We start from the raw sequence: 15,501 nt of genomic DNA, 5'->3' as shown, positions 1-15,501 counted from the left end.
CATGACGGAGTCGGCACTGCGGGAACCGCTCGCCTATCCCTTCGAGCAGCCCGACGGCCTCGCTCTCCACCCCCTCTATGCCGACCTGCGACAGCGTCCACCCGTGCGGGTGCGGATGCCGTACGGCGAGGACGCCTGGCTGGTCACCCGGTACACCGACGCCAAGTCGGTGCTGGGCGACTCCCGGTTCAGCATGGCCGCGGCGGCCGGCCGGGACCGGCCGCGTGTCAGACCGGTGGCGGTGAGCGGCGGCGGCCTGCTCTCCACCGACGGGCCCGACCACGCCCGCCTGCGCGGCACGGTCGCGAAGGCGTTCACGGCACGCCGGGTCGAGCGGCTGCGCGAGCGTGTGCGGGAGATCGCCGAGGGACTCTCCCGCGACATGACGGAGTCGGGCGCTCCGGCGGACCTGGGCGAGCGGTTCGCGTACCCGCTGGCGATCACCGTGATCGGCGAACTGCTCGGCATCAGCCAGGAGGGCCACGTCCGTGTCCGGGACTGGCTGGACGTCATGATGTCCCACACGGTCACGGCCGACGAATTCCACAAGTGGAACAACACGTTCGCCGCGTACACGGCCGAGCTGGTGGAGCTGCGCCGCCGGGAACCCGGCGAAGACCTGTTCAGCGCCCTCGTGCGGGCGCATGACCAGGAGGGGCGCATCACCATGCGGGAGCTGATGGCCCTCGCCCCCGTCCTCATCAGCGCGGGATTCGTGACGACCTACCACCAGATCTCCAACTCCTGCTATCTGCTGCTTGCGCGGCCCGACCGCTTCTCCTCTCTGCTCGGCCGGCCCGAAACACTTCCCCGCGCGGTCGAGGAACTACTGCGCTACGTGCCGCTGCCCAACGGCTTCGCCTTCCCCCGCTACGCCACCGAGGACATCGAGCTGGGCGGCGCCCTCGTCCGCGCGGGCGACCCCGTCCTGGTCGACACGGCGGCCGCCAACCGCGACCCCGCTGTCTTCCACGACGCCGACGAGCTGGTGCTCGACAGGACCGTCAACCCGCACCTCAGCTTCGGGCACGGCCCGCACTACTGCATCGGTGCTCATCTGGCTCGTGTGGAGCTCCAAGTGGCCTTGGAAGTCCTCCTGGAAGACAAGCCCGGTCTCCGTCTGGCCGTCCCCGTGAAGGAACTGCGCTGGAAGACCGGGACGATGGTGAACGGCCTGCACGAACTGCCGGTTACCTGGTGAGGCGAACGGCCGAATCAACGACACCGTCGTGCAGCACGCGAAGCAGGCGGGTTTCCGGTTCGTGGACCGTCCGCCCTGCGCTTCGCCGGGCGTAGCGACTGCTCCTTCTTCCTCGATACTCCGCGGCACGCAGCACGTCCTCTGGCGCCGCATCGGCACCCACGGCATCCTCACCGGGCCTTGAATCGAGTGGCCATCTGAGCGCGGTAGGCGGCAGCGGTCAGGAGGTGGCGACAGGGCCGTAAGTGCGGGGAGATCACGCTGAAGGCGTCCCAGGGCCCCAGCCAGTCAGCCAAGTTGACAACGCCCAGCCCCCGGCCGGAACGGCCGGGGGGAGCCGCCCGCCTCGCCTGTGCAGGACGGGCGGCTCGGGCGGGCTCAGTAGAGCTTGTTGACAGCCGTCACCGTGGTCGCCTTGAAGTCCGCGACCTGAGCATGCTCGAAGGTACCCATCTGCGCCCACCGGACGTAGGTCACGGTCCTGCCGTCCCGGCCCACCGAGAACAGGCTGACGTCGGAGGAGCCCCAGTCGGAGACGGTGTGCAGGCCGTGGACGGTCGCGCCTTCCTCGACGTCGATTGTGCCGTAGTTCTTCTCTGTCGCCGTGAGGTCGGGAGTCTCCTCCATGAGCCGCTCGGCACAGTCGGCGATCTTCTGACGCAGCAGGGCGGCGAACGCCTTGGCCCGCTGCTCACTGCGCTCCACCACGGTGACCTGGAATGCGTTGGTGTCGTACTCCGTCCAGTACTCACGGTGGCTGGAGATGGAGGGCAGCGCCTCCCCGACGCAGACCGGCGGGTGCTCGGGCTGCCCGGCGACGACCGGACCGGCGTACCAGGGCGACGTCGGGTGCGGCGGCAGCTCACCCGGTTCCAGGAACCGGGGAGAGCCCGCAGCCATCGCCGGGGCGGCAGCCAGGGTGAGTACGGTCCCGGTGGCCAGCGCGGCCAGCGCTAACCGGGTACCACGGATACGGACGTTCATGATTCCCCCATGCGTTGCGTGTCGAGGCGACCGGATGCGGAAGGAGGCACGCGCTCGTGCGGCCCGCCATGGCCCTTCCGGTCATGACATCTCGTAAGACTCATCAAGGTGCTCTTCCGTTGCTCTGTACGCTTGCTGCAGATATGCAATGAATGTCACCGGACGGTAACGAGCACCCCGTTCTCCCGTGCCCCGATCGGGATTGGGCCCGGGGCGGGCTCTACCAGGCTGACACCACCTACCTCCTGGCCGACGAGGAGCAGTTGCCCAGACATCGCGGGCGGCTGGTGTTCGGCGGGGCCGTACAAGGGGCGGCCGGTGCGGCGCGTGGTGCGCAGCCGGGCCGTGAGGACGCGGCGGCGATGACGGCGGTCGCGGCACAGCGGCACGCGCTGGGATGTCCCGCTCCCCCGGCTCCATCGGGAGGAAGGGTACGGCCGGGTCGGCGGCCGGCTTCCGATCGTTGAGGGGCATCCCGTAGGGGTTGCCGTACGAAGTCGTCCGAGCGGTGCCGCCGGACGAGCCGATCGCGTCGGGTCGTAGTGGCAGGCGCCGAGCTGCGTGAGACCCGTCAACATCAGCGGGAAGAGAAAGGTTTGATGTTGCCGGTTGGAGTTCGGCGGCCAGGGTCTGGCGGACAGCGAGGTTCAGGACGGTAGCGCGTCCGGCGTACTGCAGTTGGCCGGCATCGTCGAGGCGGCCGAGCAGGGCTGTGGTGGGGGCGGCCAGGTCCGCGGAGGACCGCTCCCCCGCCGCGGATCGTGCACGGCGACATCCGAGTCGACGACGCCATCGACAGCGGAAACGGCGGTGGCAGCGTTCCGTACTCTGGGCGGCATGCGCATGCGCCCCACTTTGAGCTGGACCCCTGCCGAGGACCTGCCGCCGGGCACCACGGATCTCGAGCCCGTCGCCGGTGCGCTGAGCTCCGGCGGTGTGCTGGTGCTCAGTGGGGCGGGCATCTCCACGGAGTCGGGCATCCCCGACTACCGGGGCGAGGGCGGGAGTCTGAGTCGGCACACCCCGATGACCTACCAGGACTTCACCGCAAGCGGCCAGGCCCGGCGCCGGTACTGGGCGCGCAGCCACCTCGGCTGGCGCACCTTCGGCCGCGCCCGCCCCAACGCCGGGCACCGGGCCGTGGCCGCGTTCGGACGGCAGGGCCTCCTCTCAGGTGTGATCACCCAGAACGTCGACGGCCTGCACCAGGCCGCCGGCAGCGCGGGCGTCGTGGAACTCCACGGAAGCCTGGAGCGGGTCGTCTGCCTTTTGTGCGGCGCGTTCAGCCCGCGCCGTGAACTCGCCCGGCGGCTGGAGGAGGCCAACGCGGGCTTCGAGCCGGCGGCCGCGGGAATCAACCCGGACGGCGACGCCGACCTCACCGACGATCAGGTCGGGGACTTCCGCGTGGTGCCCTGCACGGTCTGCGGCGGCATCCTCAAACCGGACGTGGTGTTCTTCGGCGAGGCCGTTTCGCCGCCGCGGGTCGAGCACTGCCGCTCGCTGGTCCGTGAGGCGGCTTCGCTGCTGGTCCTGGGCTCCTCACTGACGGTGATGTCCGGGCTTCGGTTCGTCCGCCAGGCAGCCGAGGCCGGGAAGCCGGTGCTGATCGTCAACCTGGACGCGACCCGGGGCGACCGGCACGCCGTCACCCGGGTCGCGCTCCCGCTGGGAACGGCCCTCACCACCTTGGCCGGCCGGCTGGGCATTCCCGTCGACGACGAGGTGACGGCCAGGGCGAGGTAGAGCCCGGTCGAGTGTCGGATCACCGCAGTCGCTGCGCGGTACGCCGGCCGGCCCAGCGGACCGGCTCCCGCTCCTTGTCTTCATTCCCGCTCGCGGTCGGCCAGGAGCCCAGAGCACAGGGACGACTTCCCGCTCGGATTCCTCTGGCTACCCCCTGTGCTTGCCGGCCCTGTACGGGGTCGGGGCTAGTTCTTGCTGCCGTCCACGATGACCGGCGTGCCGCCCGAGTCCGTACCGCACGGCACCGCGTACACCGGGTTGGCCTTCGCGGCCTCCTTGTAGGCCTCCAAGCACTGGTTGTAAAGGACCTTGTCGCTCAGCGACTTCTCGATGATCTTGTTGGCGTTGGCGATGCCCTCCGCCTCGATCCGCTTGCGCTCCGCCTCCGCCTCCGCCGTACGCTGCCCTTCCTCGGACCGCGCGGTGGCCTGCTCCTGCTGGATCGTCTTGTCGATCTGATCCTGCAGCTTGTCCGACGGCTTCACGTTGCGCAGATTGACGGCAGTGACGTCGATGCCGCGCGGCGCCAGGCGCTCCTTGATGAGGTCCTCGATCTCCCCGCCGATCTGCTCGCGGGCGGAGGCATAGCCCTCCTCGCTGGTGTGCTTCGCGAAGACATTGCGGACGATCTCCCGGCTGTCCGGCAGCACCAGCCGCTCCTGGACGGCCTCCTCACTGCCCGCCAGCCGGTACAGCGAGACCGCCTTCGCCGGCACCACCGCCCACTTGATGGTGACGTCCGCGTACAGCACCCCGCCCTGCGAGGAACGGACCTCGACCACATCCTTGTCGTAGAGGTTGAGGTCCACCGGCCGCGTGGAGAAGGACGTGACCTCGGTGAACGGCGACTTGAACTGGATGCCGGACGTCAACGGCGCGCCGACCCTGCCGAAGGTCACCGGCACACCGACCTCATAGGCGCTCACCACATGGACGCAGGCGAACACACCGGCCAGCGCGCCCCCCACCGCACTCAGCACCGCCCCGAGCTTCCAGCCCCCGCCGTCACGGCCACGACCGACCAGAAAGACCACGACCGCCGCTATGAGCAGCAAGATGGACAGCACGAACACAGGTATCCCCCTCCAGAAACGGATCCGCGCCGCCTCGGGGGCGACGCGCAGCGCATCCTAACGAGGCCCGCTCCTCAAAGAACGATGCCCCCCTCGCGACCGAAGACGAGAAGGGGGCATGATCACAGAAGTCAGCGGTGCAGCATCAACTCACGCAGCAGACGCCCGATGTTCACGAGCGCTGAACAGGCAGAGAACACCATGCTCAATCGCACGACGAGCCCGTGACGCGGCTCTGCCTCAGGGGTACGGTTGTTGGACACGAGACACCTCTCCATAGGTGATCGTCGGTGCCCGTCGGGTCGAGTGAACGCTGTCCAGGCAACCTCGGCCCGGCGGGCTCTTCTCTTCATTGCAGCAAGGGGAAGAGCCTCGGTACCAGGGGGTGACCAGGCCAGGTTTCTACACGTTCAGGACCTAGGGGGGGTGCCATTTCACCCTTTGGCAACCAAATGCCCTGTAAAGGGTTGAGCCTACGGCCATAACGCGACAGCCAACGGCCGCGTCTGGCCAGCCAGGCCACGAACTCGTGTGTGCCGCAGCCGGAATCGGTCCGGATCAGTGTCTGACGCCCGCGCCGGGATTTCTCTGGCAGCTGGCCAGGGCGAGTTGGGCCGTGGTGATGCGGTCGACGGCGGTGTTGCTGCCCGCGTTGCCGGGCCGCAGCAGAGCAGCGACCGGCTCTCCGCTGCTGCCTCGGCCGTGGTCGACGAAGGCCATCAGCGGGTGATGCCCGAACGTCTTCTTCCAGGTCGCGGCGGAGCCCTAATTCTAGGGCGCGGGTAGGAAGTGCTCTAGGTTGGCTGACGTGAGTGCGCGGGGGCGGGGTTACAGATATGTCGGACCGGTCGAGCTGAAGACTGCGGTCCGGTCTGGTGGCGGCGGGTGTCGGATCGGCTCGGCGGCTGACTTCGGCAGCTGGATCGCTGGGCGATCGGCGGCGGAGCTGGCCGAGCCGTTCACCTTCGTGGTCGGTATGGACGGTGTGCTTCGGCTGGCGCCGCGGCGAAGTGAGCACGTGGCCTGTGCCGACGGAGACATGGTTCTGAGTGCAGGTGAGATCAGCTTCGCACGCGAGGCAGGCCGGTGGGCTGTGGGCGAGGTCAGCAACCAGTCCACCGGATATTGCCCGGACATCAGCTCCTGGTCGGCAGTCGCTCGTGCTCTGGACGATGTTGAGCTTGGGCGGCCCTCCGGCTTCAGCCACGAGGTGGTATTCCGGCGGTGCCCTGGCTGCCAGGAGCACAACATCGTGCGCGAGGGCGACTTCGTCTGTGTCTTCTGCGGCAGTGATCTGCCTGCTACGTGGAACGTGGATCCCGCTGAGTGAGGGCCAGGGGGCACGGCCACCCGTTGATGGCTGCGATGAGGACGGTTGTCGTGCAGGTAGAGGCAGTCGCAGAGCCCTGACAGGTGGGAATGGCGACGGCACCAGAAGGTCATGGTCCCGTGGGCTCTCTCCAGGCCCCCTTAAGAGCGGTCCCGCCCTGCTGAGGCGACCGAGGTGAAAGTGACCTTGAAAATGTGGGGCCAGAGCTTGCCGGTGATCAGGAACTGGTTGGTGCCTGGGACGGCGGCGATGCCGTTGAGTACTTGGGCACTACGACGTTCGGACGGCGCGAGCAAGCCGGTGGCGTCGATGCGAGCGGTGACGGCACCGGTGGCCGGATCGATGCGCACGATCGTGTCCGTCGGGTGGACGTTGGCGTAGACAGAGCCGTCGGGTGCGCATTCCAGCTCGTTGAGCTGAGTCACAGGACGGCCGTCGTGGCGCACGTCGACACCACCCGTCGCCTTCAAGGTGTCTGGGTCGCGGAAGGTGAGCCGGTCGGTGCCGTCGCTCATCACCAGCCGTTCCCGCCCGGCAACGCGTTGATGGCACAGGCCCCATCCCTCTCCCTGGTAGGTGGCCCTGCGGCGTTCCGTGAGGGTGGTGGGATCACGCTGAATGGCGATGCCGTTGCGCCAGGTGAGTTGCCAGAGGCCGGCACGGGACACAGTGATGCCCTCGCCGAACAGAGGCGCCGGCAGTCCGGCGTACGCGGTGGCCGGCTCCCCCGGTTGTCCGGCGCGCACGGAGGACCGGCCCACCAGGCCGGTGCTTTCGTAGAGGGTGCCGCCATGGAACTCCAGCCCCTGGGTGAACGCTTGCGGATCGTGGGGAAGGACATCCTGCACTTCGACGCGCAGCAGTACGGAGTCCGCCGGACGGCTGTCAGCCTGTGCGTGGCCATGACCGACGGGCAGAGCCGCAGTACGCGCCGCGTTGTCAGCGGGGCTGCCGGGGGAGCACGCCCCGATGGTGGCGCCGGAAACCAGCACGCCCAGCATCGAGCGCGCCATCCACCGCGCCAATCGGTATAATTTATAGGCTTTTCTCATTCTATGGAGAGCCCAGTTGTTCGGATTCACGCCTGGGAGTGGGCAGAGCGCCCAGACGAGTAACGTAACCGGGCTGTTTCGATGACGGTTCTGCGTCGCTTTCACCCAATCGCCCGGGCGATATTGGCTGATGAGGGACGATGCAAGGGAAAGGCTGCAGCTGTCGGCCTTCGCTCAAACCTGCCCGTCGAAGCGAACGGGTGACGGGGCTATTTGCCCCTTGAGTGGGTCACCTTGCTGGTGCCCCTTGAGTGCAATTCTCATGCCTGCGTCGCACCCATCTTCATCCCGACCATAGAACTGCGGTCAATGACAGGTTCAAAGGAGAATTCCACATGAGGAAAGTCGGGTTGAGGCGGCGAATCGCCACACTGGCCACGGTGCTGGGGCTGGCCGGCGCCCTGCCGTTCACCGTCGGCGCTACGCCCGCAGCCTCCCAGCCCCGTCGGAGGGAAGCATCGACGTCGAGAAAAGCCACACCGGAACCTTCTCGCGGGGTGGGCAGGGCACCTACACCATCACCCTGAACGTCGTCGAGAACCAGCCGTCCCTCAGCGTGTACGACGAGCTTCCCACGGGTCTCACCGTCGCAGATCTCACGCAGGATTCGGATGTCTTCGACTGCGAGGTCACGGAAACAACGATCAACTACTTCGGGACTGCCGTGCCCGAGGGGAACTACACCTTCCAACTCTTGGTCGATGTCGCCACGGACGCCCCCTGTACGGTCACCAACACCGTGGAGAGCGTCGGCAGTGGCCTCGCCGACAGCGACAGTGATCCGACGACCATCACGGGCGGCGACTGCGACGGAGATGGGGACGGCGGCGGCGGGTCAATTCTGCCGGTCAACCTCAGCGGCATCCTCCCGTTCTTCAACAACATCACCACCAACAACAACATCAACAGCCCCGGCGCCAGCAACACCAGCAGCCAGGGTTTCGAGCTGAACTCCTGAGCTGCCAGGGCCTCGTCTCTACGGACCAAGGCCCCGCGCCGACAACTTGGGTTCTAGGAGTCGTCGCAACACCCCAGCTCAAGGGGTGCGATGGACTTCGAGATCCGGGGAAACCGGGGTAAGTCTCAGGGCCCGCTGGAGTCGGGGATGATCAGGGAAGGGTCTGTTTGAGAGGAAGGGGCGGCGTGATGGCGATCAGAGGGCTGCATCCGGAGAGGGCGGGTCGGCTTGAGGCGCTTGTCGAGGAGTGTCGGCCGCTGTTGGCGGATGAGGGTGGGATGGCCGCAGTGCAGCGCCTGCTGAGTGAGCGCCGAGTCGAGGTACTGGATGCGGTAGTCGTCACGCGCGAATTGCTTGGGGCCGGCCCCGAGGCACTTGGTGAGGCGAAGACGATCGTGTTGACGAGTCCGGGCAGGGGGCGGGAGCTGAGGGTGCACGATCAGTTCATGGCTGATCTGGAGCATGAGGGCGGTCTCGACGAGCAATGAGGCAGCCGGCCGACTGGATCGGTCCGCCGCCCATCAAGGCGGCGGATCCTGAGACGACGGCATCAGCAGCTCAGTGAGAAAGGAACCACGTCCGGCCCGGTGCGAGGCCGCCCACGGCGTCGGGGAACGCGCAGGCGGGCCATGACGTCGGTAATGGCGGGAGCGTCGCCGGCCTGGCCGGCGGTGAGAACAATCCACCAGGGGCCGCGCAGCGGGCATCGGCGGGGAGATGGATCCTTGTGGTCAGTCCGCCGTAGGAGCGGCCGATGGCGACGGACCAGGGAAGGAACCCAGTGGCCGACTACTCACTGACCCTCGACGACTCGGAGATCGCGCGATACCGGCTCATGGCCGACATCGCCGAGCGACGTGAACACGAGTTGTGGACGGCTGCCGGGGTGGCGCCCGGGGCGCGGATCGCGGACGTGGGGTGCGGACCGGGCGCGCTCTCGGTGCGGTTGGCGGACATCGTCGGCCCCGACGGGGTCGTATGGGCGGTGGACCGCGACGCTGACGCGCTGGCCGTCGCCTCGGCGCTCGCCGAGCGCTCCGGCGTGCCCGTGCACACCGACACCGGCACCGCCGACGCCACCGGGCTGGCCGAGGCCACGTTCGACGTGGTGATGCTCCGGCACGTCCTCGCCCACAACGGCGGCCGGGAGCAGGCGATCGTGGACCACCTCGCCGCACTGGCCAGGCCCGACGGCGGTGCTGTGTACCTCGTCGACATCGACGCGAGCGGCTTCCGGCTGCGGGGTGCCCCCGCCGCGTACGACGAGTTGGACGCGCGCTACCGCGAACTGCACCGGCGCCGCGGCAACGACCTCACCGTAGGCACCCGGCTCGACGAACTCCTCACCGCGGCCGGTCTCGAAGTCATCGCCTACGAGGGCCACATCGACGTCATGACACCTCCACCCGGTATGCGCGGCCCCGCCTGGGCCGCCCGCGACGCCCTGCTCGCCGAGGGCCTCATCACCCCGGACGACATCGCCCGCTGGGACGAGGCATTCAAACAGGCCGAACAGAACAGGAGCGGCCTCCGCTTCTTCGGCAACACCTACGTCGCCATCGGCCGCCGTGCCTGACACCGGGTCCCTGAGCCCCCCACGCGGTCGACGACATGCGCAGTCCTCGCCGGCCGCCGGGTGATCACTGGAAGGAGCAGCCCGGATTCGGGGCGTCCTCGGAGAACGGAGAACCGTGGGGCAGGACGTAGAGAACGACCAGGACGAGCGGGGTGTCGCCCAGGTTGCGGCCGATGTGGACGTAGTCGGGTCCGGCCGGTTCCTGGATGGTGTCGCCGGTGCGGTAGACGCCGTCGGTCTCGCACGTGGAGTCGTAGTGGCTGAGCGTGCCCTGCTTGACGAAGCCGTACAGCGGCCCGTCGTGGTAGTGCCAGCCGGTGGCCTGGCCGGGCGGGATCGTGACCTCCCGCAGGATGTAGTCGGTGCCGTTCGCGGTGGTCTGACTGATCACGCGGCCCGTGACCCCCGCTCCAGCGGGCGTGGCATGGGCGGTGCCGCCCACCACGAGGACGGCGGCGGTGACCGCGCCGACTATGGCGGTACGGATCGTGCGGCGCGTGCGGGGCCTCCTGCAAGGCGGGGACGAGAGCGGTTACCGCCGTGAACCTAGGGTGCCGCAGGCGCTGTTGGGACGGCATCACCTAGATCCACACGCCTCCCGGCGAAAGTCGACGCGTTTCTCATGGTTCCAGCCGCGCCGCCCTCAGAGCTGCGCCGCAGGCTGACCCCGCCCAGGCAACCAGCTATGGCGCGGCTGGGCTTCGGCGAGTGTCGGCGACTTGTGGATGGTGACGGCGTTTGGTCCAACTCGTCGCCACCAGGCGGTAGTTGCCGTTGTGGTACGAGATCCACGCGCCGCGCCCTCAGGGGTCAGTAGGCGACGGGCCATCCGCTGCTCCAGTTCAGAAGGTTGATGCCGAGCTTCGGAGTGCCGTTGTCCTGGCCGTCGTAGTAGTGGTAGACGATCAGGTCGCCGTCCGCGTCGTTCATGATCGACTGTCCGCCGGGGCCGATGTACCGGCCGTGCGACTCCAGCACGGGCGTACCGCCGTTGTTCATCAGGGCGACGCCGTTCTTGTCGTGGTACGGGCCGGTGACGCTGGTTGCGCGGCCGACCTTGACCTTGTACGTGGAGCTGGTGCCGGCGCAGCAGGTGTCGTACGAGGCGAACAGGTAGTAGTAGCCGTTCCGTTTGACGATGTACGGGGCCTCGACGGCCTTGGTGCCGGTGGGGCGGGAGGCGAGCGAGTAGCGGGTGGTGTTGGACGAGAGCTGCTTCCCGGTCGACGGGTTGATCTGGATCATTTTGATCCCGGTCCACCAACTGCCGAAGGACAGCCACCACTTGCCGTCGTCGTTCACGAAGAGGTTCGGGTCGATGGCGTTGTAGTCGTTCGACGCACTCGACGTGTGGACGATGCCCTGGTCGGTCCAGCTGCCCGGCCGGCCGGTCGTCGATGTCGCCAGCCCGATGGCGGAGTTCTGCGAGCCGAAGGACGAGACGGAGTAGTACATCAGGTACTTGCCACCGTGGTACGAGATGTCGGGTGCCCAGGCCTCCGGCACGGAGGAGTAGGTGCGCCACCAGCTCGGCCTGCTGGAGAAGGCGTCCGCGCCGCCGCTGAAGGCGATGCGGTTGGTGGAGGTGCGGTTGCCGATGCCGCCGCCGGTGGCGTACAGCAGGTACTGGCCCGACGAGGTGCGGATCATCGTCGGGTCGTGGACGACGACCGAGCCGGTTACGGTGCCCGGGTTCGGATACGCGGACGCCGAGCTCGGGACGAGAGCGAGGAGAATCGCCGCGGGGACGGCGAAGAGAGCGGTTCTGCGGGTGGTTCCATCAAGGGCTCTGCGGGTGGTTCCATCGGTGGCTCTGCGGGTGGTCCTGCGAGCGGCTTTGCGGGAGGTGCGGCTCACGCGGATCCTCCTTGCGTGGGGGGACGGCCCCGTCCGGACCTTCTCGGCACGCTCGGAGCGTTCAGCATGCTCGGACAGGTTCAGCGCGTTCGGTATTGTGAACGCGGGTCACGACTTCGAACGGGACCGTAGAATCGAACCCCTTGCGCGTCAACGGTTCGCGCAGCAACTCCTCTCACGACGGCCGTCGAATCGCGTTCGACAGCTCAGCTGTCGCACAGGTCAGCTGCCGCACAGGTCACTGGACACCACGGCCGAGTCGGCCGGGGGGGGCGACCGCGCCAGACGGTCCGCATACCGATGTGCCGGGGCACCACCCTGGAAGGCCTCACTCCCCCGCCAGCCCCGTATGCGCCACCCCCCGCACAATCTGCCGCTGGAACAGCGTGAAGACGATCAGGAGCGGCAGGCCCGCGATGACGACCGACGCCATCATCTGCTCGTAGCGGAGGCCGTAGGACGTCTGGACGTTGACCAGGCCCACCGGGAGCGTCATGCCGCCCGGGTCCGTGGTCACCAGGAACGGCCAGAGGAAGTTGTTCCAGGTCGAGATGAACGTGAAGATGCCGACCGCCGCCAGGACCGGACGGGACAGAGGCATCACGATCGTCCAGAAGACGCGCCAGCGGCCCGCGCCGTCGACGAAGGCCGCCTCCTCCAGTTCGCGGGGGACGCCGTCGAAGAACTTGACCAGGATGAACACCATGGCGGGGACGGCGACTTGGGGCAGGATCACACCCCAGTACGTGTCGACCAGGCCCAGCTGCACCATCTCCGCGAACAGCGGGGCCATCAAGACCTGGGGCGGGACCATGATTCCCGCCAGGACGACGGCGTACAGCGCCTTGCGGCCACGGAACTCCGTGCGCGAGAAGCCGTAGGCCGCCATCGCGCACAGCAGAACCGTCAGGATCGTCGTCATCACCGAGATGTACGCCGTGTTGAACATCCAGCGGCCGATGTCGCCCGCCTCCCACACCTTCCGGTACGCGTCGAAGGTGAAGTGGGAGCCGAGCCAGCGCAGGGGCGTCCGTGTCGCCTCGCCTTCCGGTTTGAAGGACGTCGCCAGGGCCCACGCCAGGGGAAGGACCCACACCACCGACAGGAGTACGGCCGCGGCCAGCATGACCCAGCGGCCCGGGGTCCAACGGGCCTTGCGGCCCTCGTCCGTTGACAGTGACGCGCTCATGCCGACTCCCCACTCCGCCGCGACAACCTCAGCTGCACCAGCGACACGATGACGATCAGGGCGAAGAAGAGGTACGAGACCGCCGAGGCGTAGCCGATGCGGTAGCCGGTGAAGCCGGACTGGTAGACGTACTGGAGGATCGGGCGGGTCGAGTCGTCGGGTCCGCCGCCGGTCATGATGTACACCTGGTCGAAGATCTTGAGGGAGGCCAGGATCTGGAGGACCAGGACGACTCCTGTGGTGCGCTTCAGCATGGGGAGGGTGACATGCCGCAGCCGTTGCCACGCCCCCGCGCCGTCCAACTCGGCCGCCTCGTACAGGTGTTGAGGGATCGACTGCAACGCGGCCAGGTAGAGAAGGAAGTTGAAGCCGACCGTCCACCAGACGGTGGCCGCCACGATGGACAGCATCGCGTACCGCTCGTCCGTCAGCCAGCCGATCCCCGGGTGGAGGCCGAACGAGGCGAGCAGCTGGTCCGCGAAGCCGAAGTCGGAGGGGAAGATCACCCAGAGGAAGAGCAGGCCGATCACGCCCGACGGCAGGAGGAAGGGCGCGAACCAGGAGAGCCGCCACAGCCATTGGACGAACCGAAGATGGTGCGAGAGCAGGGCGAAGACCAGGCCCGTCACCACCAACGGGACCGTGGACAGCATCGTGAACCAGATCGTGTTCCCCAGCGAGGACCAGACGTTGGGGTCCTGGAAGGCTTCGCTGTAGTTGTCGACGCCGATGAACTCCCCTCCCTCGCCGGTGATGTTGTCGCTGCGCAGGCTCATCCCGATGCCGGACACCAGCGGCCAGAGAAGGAAGAGCGCATAGGTGAGGAAGAAGGGGGCGATGAACATCAGGCCGTGCTCGGTCCACTTGCGGCGGACGATGACGGGTTTCGCCGTCGCCTGCTCCCCTGGGACCGGGACGACGGTCGCTGTCGTCGTCGTGGTCACGCGGCACCGCCTTCGCTTTCGCCTTCGCCTTCGCCTTCGCCTTCGCCGACAAGTCGCTCACGGCCGAGGGCTTCACCTACGGGCCCGCTGCCGAGCGGATCGGGCATGTCGAGCAGTTTGCGCAGCCGCTTCTTCGCCTCGCGCAGGGCGCCTGACGGCGTGCGCGATCCGGTGAGTACGCCCGAGAAGACGGCGCCCAGCTGGATCCACATCGGCGAGGCCGAGCCCACGAACCAGGCGGGCTGGTCCAGCGCCACGTCGTCGATGACGGACCGGTACGCGGACTGCGGCTCCAGTGCCAGATAGTCCGGTCGGGTCAGCGTCGGCAGATACGCGGGAACGTGACCGCCCCTGGCCCAGTCCACCGAGTGCTGGAGCATCCAGGCGACGAAGGTGTGGGCCGCCTCGTTCGCCCCGGCCGAGCGGCCGTCGTGGTGCGGGAGTACGAAGGAGTGGCAGTCGGCCTGGGCGGTGGGGCGCCCGAACAGCGCGGGTACGCGGGTCATGGAGAACGGCAGCTCGGCGGTGGTGAAGGTCGACACCTCCCACTCGCCGTTGAGATGGAAGGCGGTCTTGCCGGCGTTGAACACCCCGATGGAGCCGGGGTAGTCGACACGGCGCACCATCAACCCGTCCGCCGTGAGCCTGGCCATGAACTCGAGGACCTCCAAGGCCTTGGCGTCGTCGAGCGTGAGGCGTCTACCGTCCGCGGACAGGACCGTGCCGCCCAGCTGCGAATAGAAGGTGGCGAACAGCCGCCAGGGCGTGACGCAGTCCGGTCCGGTCGTCTCGGCGCTCAGCCCGGGGACGCCCGTGGCCTTCTTCGCCGCGCGCAGGGCGTCCATGAACTCCCTTGCACTACCGATGGGTTGCAGTTGCCCGTCGGCGCCGAGCAGCCCGGCCCTCTCGCAGACGTCGGTGTTGTAGTAGAGCACCATGGGGTGGGTGTCGAGCGGGATCGCGTACTGCTGCCCGTCGACCGCGCCGCGCTTGAAGATGTCCTCGGGGAACTGGTCGGCTCCCACGCCCAGGTCACGCAGCAGGTCCAGGTCGAAGGGGTCGAGGAGCCGTCCGGGACCGAAGCCCGCGAGCCGCGCCAGATGGAGTATCGCGACCTCGGGCGCCCGCCCGCCGGCCCCCGCCATGCCCAGCTTCGTGTAGTACGGGGTGCCCCACTGCAGTTGGGTCGCCTCCAGGTCGATCTCCGGGTGCTCCTCGGCGAACGCGTCGACCAGCGCGGTCATATTGGCCCCGTCGCCCCCACCGAAGAGGTGCCAGTAACGCAGCCGTGTCTTCCCCTCGGCCCCGAAGGACGGTGCGGCGCACCCCGCCGCACCCAGCACCAGCCCTCCGGTGCCGACGAGTAACTTCCTTCTGCTCAAGCGTCGTGCATCGATCACGGCCCACCCCTCAGTCGTCCGAAATATCGAACTGTGCTCGCGAATTCGGACGGACGGTAGATTCGAAGCGCTTCCGAGTCAACGGTTCACACAGGCATCCACACAGCGGGCCCAGTGGCGGCCGCCCGCCGAGGTGGCCGAGACTCGCACCCCACCTCACGCGGGCGAGTCGTGCACGGCACGGCCACGAT

14 protein-coding genes and 2 pseudogenes are annotated in these 15,501 nt (G+C 68.0%); 6 read left to right on the top strand and 10 right to left on the bottom strand.

From position 1 onward, the window contains the following. Position 1 precedes the first annotated feature (1 nt). Entirely contained in the window at positions 2-1,201 is a 1,200-nt protein-coding gene (locus tag JIX56_RS45630) for a cytochrome P450 (RefSeq protein ID WP_257550094.1), read from the top strand. 378 nt (positions 1,202-1,579) lie between these two features. On the opposite strand, the gene JIX56_RS45625 is transcribed toward JIX56_RS45630, so the two are convergent. Beyond that, entirely contained in the window at positions 1,580-2,185 is a 606-nt protein-coding gene (locus tag JIX56_RS45625) for a hypothetical protein (protein WP_257550085.1), read from the bottom strand. 837 nt (positions 2,186-3,022) lie between these two features. Between JIX56_RS45625 and JIX56_RS45620 the strand changes: the two genes are divergently transcribed. Further along, positions 3,023-3,931, top strand: a complete 909-nt coding sequence (locus JIX56_RS45620; RefSeq protein WP_257550083.1) for an NAD-dependent protein deacetylase — start codon at positions 3,023-3,025, stop codon at positions 3,929-3,931. Positions 3,932-4,116: 185 nt separating this feature from the next. On the opposite strand, the gene JIX56_RS45615 is transcribed toward JIX56_RS45620, so the two are convergent. After that, positions 4,117-4,998, bottom strand: coding sequence for a prohibitin family protein (locus JIX56_RS45615; protein WP_257550081.1), 882 nt, complete (start codon positions 4,996-4,998; stop codon positions 4,117-4,119). 493 nt (positions 4,999-5,491) lie between these two features. Next, a pseudogene (locus JIX56_RS45610) lies at positions 5,492-5,766 on the bottom strand (transposase); the annotation flags it as partial. Positions 5,767-5,812: 46 nt separating this feature from the next. On the opposite strand from JIX56_RS45610, the gene JIX56_RS45605 reads away from it, so the two are divergent. Beyond that, positions 5,813-6,334 (top strand): hypothetical protein, encoded by a 522-nt coding sequence (locus tag JIX56_RS45605; protein WP_257551500.1) that lies wholly within the window; start codon positions 5,813-5,815, stop codon positions 6,332-6,334. 140 nt (positions 6,335-6,474) lie between these two features. Here JIX56_RS45605 and JIX56_RS45600 read toward each other — a convergent pair whose 3' ends face one another. Next, on the bottom strand, positions 6,475-7,416 hold the full coding sequence (locus JIX56_RS45600; protein ID WP_257550079.1) for a glutaminyl-peptide cyclotransferase: 942 nt from the start codon (positions 7,414-7,416) through the stop codon (positions 6,475-6,477). 526 nt (positions 7,417-7,942) lie between these two features. On the opposite strand from JIX56_RS45600, the gene JIX56_RS45595 reads away from it, so the two are divergent. Together JIX56_RS45595 and JIX56_RS45590 are read left to right on the top strand one after the other, a co-directional pair. After that, the gene (locus tag JIX56_RS45595; RefSeq protein WP_257550078.1) at positions 7,943-8,344 is read left to right on the top strand and encodes a hypothetical protein; all 402 of its coding nucleotides are present in this window, start codon (positions 7,943-7,945) and stop codon (positions 8,342-8,344) included. A gap of 185 nt (positions 8,345-8,529) precedes the next feature. Further along, complete coding sequence (locus JIX56_RS45590) at positions 8,530-8,832, top strand: hypothetical protein (RefSeq protein ID WP_257550076.1); 303 nt, start codon at positions 8,530-8,532, stop codon at positions 8,830-8,832. 83 nt (positions 8,833-8,915) lie between these two features. On the opposite strand, the pseudogene JIX56_RS45585 reads toward JIX56_RS45590, so the two are convergent. Then, positions 8,916-9,115: pseudogene (locus tag JIX56_RS45585) on the bottom strand (IS5/IS1182 family transposase); the annotation flags it as partial. On the opposite strand from JIX56_RS45585, the gene JIX56_RS45580 reads away from it, so the two are divergent. After that, on the top strand, positions 9,099-9,920 hold the full coding sequence (locus tag JIX56_RS45580) for a methyltransferase domain-containing protein (RefSeq protein ID WP_257550074.1): 822 nt from the start codon (positions 9,099-9,101) through the stop codon (positions 9,918-9,920). The pseudogene JIX56_RS45585 and the gene JIX56_RS45580 overlap by 17 nt on opposite strands. 64 nt (positions 9,921-9,984) lie before the next feature. On the opposite strand, the gene JIX56_RS45575 is transcribed toward JIX56_RS45580, so the two are convergent. From JIX56_RS45575 to JIX56_RS45555, 5 genes are all read right to left on the bottom strand, one after another. After that, positions 9,985-10,407 (bottom strand): cupin domain-containing protein, encoded by a 423-nt coding sequence (locus JIX56_RS45575; RefSeq protein ID WP_257551498.1) that lies wholly within the window; start codon positions 10,405-10,407, stop codon positions 9,985-9,987. Between the two features lie 323 nt (positions 10,408-10,730). After that, on the bottom strand, positions 10,731-11,657 hold the full coding sequence (locus JIX56_RS45570; protein ID WP_257551496.1) for an arabinan endo-1,5-alpha-L-arabinosidase: 927 nt from the start codon (positions 11,655-11,657) through the stop codon (positions 10,731-10,733). Between the two features lie 448 nt (positions 11,658-12,105). After that, positions 12,106-12,966, bottom strand: coding sequence for a carbohydrate ABC transporter permease (locus JIX56_RS45565; RefSeq protein WP_257550073.1), 861 nt, complete (start codon positions 12,964-12,966; stop codon positions 12,106-12,108). Continuing rightward, positions 12,963-13,910, bottom strand: coding sequence for a carbohydrate ABC transporter permease (locus JIX56_RS45560; protein ID WP_257550071.1), 948 nt, complete (start codon positions 13,908-13,910; stop codon positions 12,963-12,965). The genes JIX56_RS45565 and JIX56_RS45560 overlap by 4 nt, the downstream gene beginning before the upstream one ends. Then, positions 13,907-15,307, bottom strand: a complete 1,401-nt coding sequence (locus JIX56_RS45555; protein WP_443032089.1) for an extracellular solute-binding protein — start codon at positions 15,305-15,307, stop codon at positions 13,907-13,909. The genes JIX56_RS45560 and JIX56_RS45555 overlap by 4 nt, the downstream gene beginning before the upstream one ends. Between the last annotated feature and the right edge of the window lie 194 nt (positions 15,308-15,501).

It is taken from the genome of Streptomyces sp. CA-210063 (assembly GCF_024612015.1).
Lineage (GTDB): Bacteria > Actinomycetota > Actinomycetes > Streptomycetales > Streptomycetaceae > Streptomyces.
The sequence above is the reverse complement of the archived record's forward strand: the minus strand, read 5'-3'. Positions and strand labels throughout refer to the sequence as shown.

What these genes read in the sequence shown, in the direction of transcription:
- JIX56_RS45580 (WP_257550074.1), top strand. Translation starts at nt 9,099, where the DNA reads ATGGCGACGGACCAGGGAAGGAACCCAGTGGCCGACTACTCACTGACC.
- JIX56_RS45630 (WP_257550094.1), top strand. Translation starts at nt 2, where the DNA reads ATGACGGAGTCGGCACTGCGGGAACCGCTCGCCTATCCCTTCGAGCAG.
- JIX56_RS45625 (WP_257550085.1), bottom strand. Translation starts at nt 2,185, where the DNA reads ATGAACGTCCGTATCCGTGGTACCCGGTTAGCGCTGGCCGCGCTGGCC.
- JIX56_RS45620 (WP_257550083.1), top strand. Translation starts at nt 3,023, where the DNA reads ATGCGCATGCGCCCCACTTTGAGCTGGACCCCTGCCGAGGACCTGCCG.
- JIX56_RS45565 (WP_257550073.1), bottom strand. Translation starts at nt 12,966, where the DNA reads ATGAGCGCGTCACTGTCAACGGACGAGGGCCGCAAGGCCCGTTGGACC.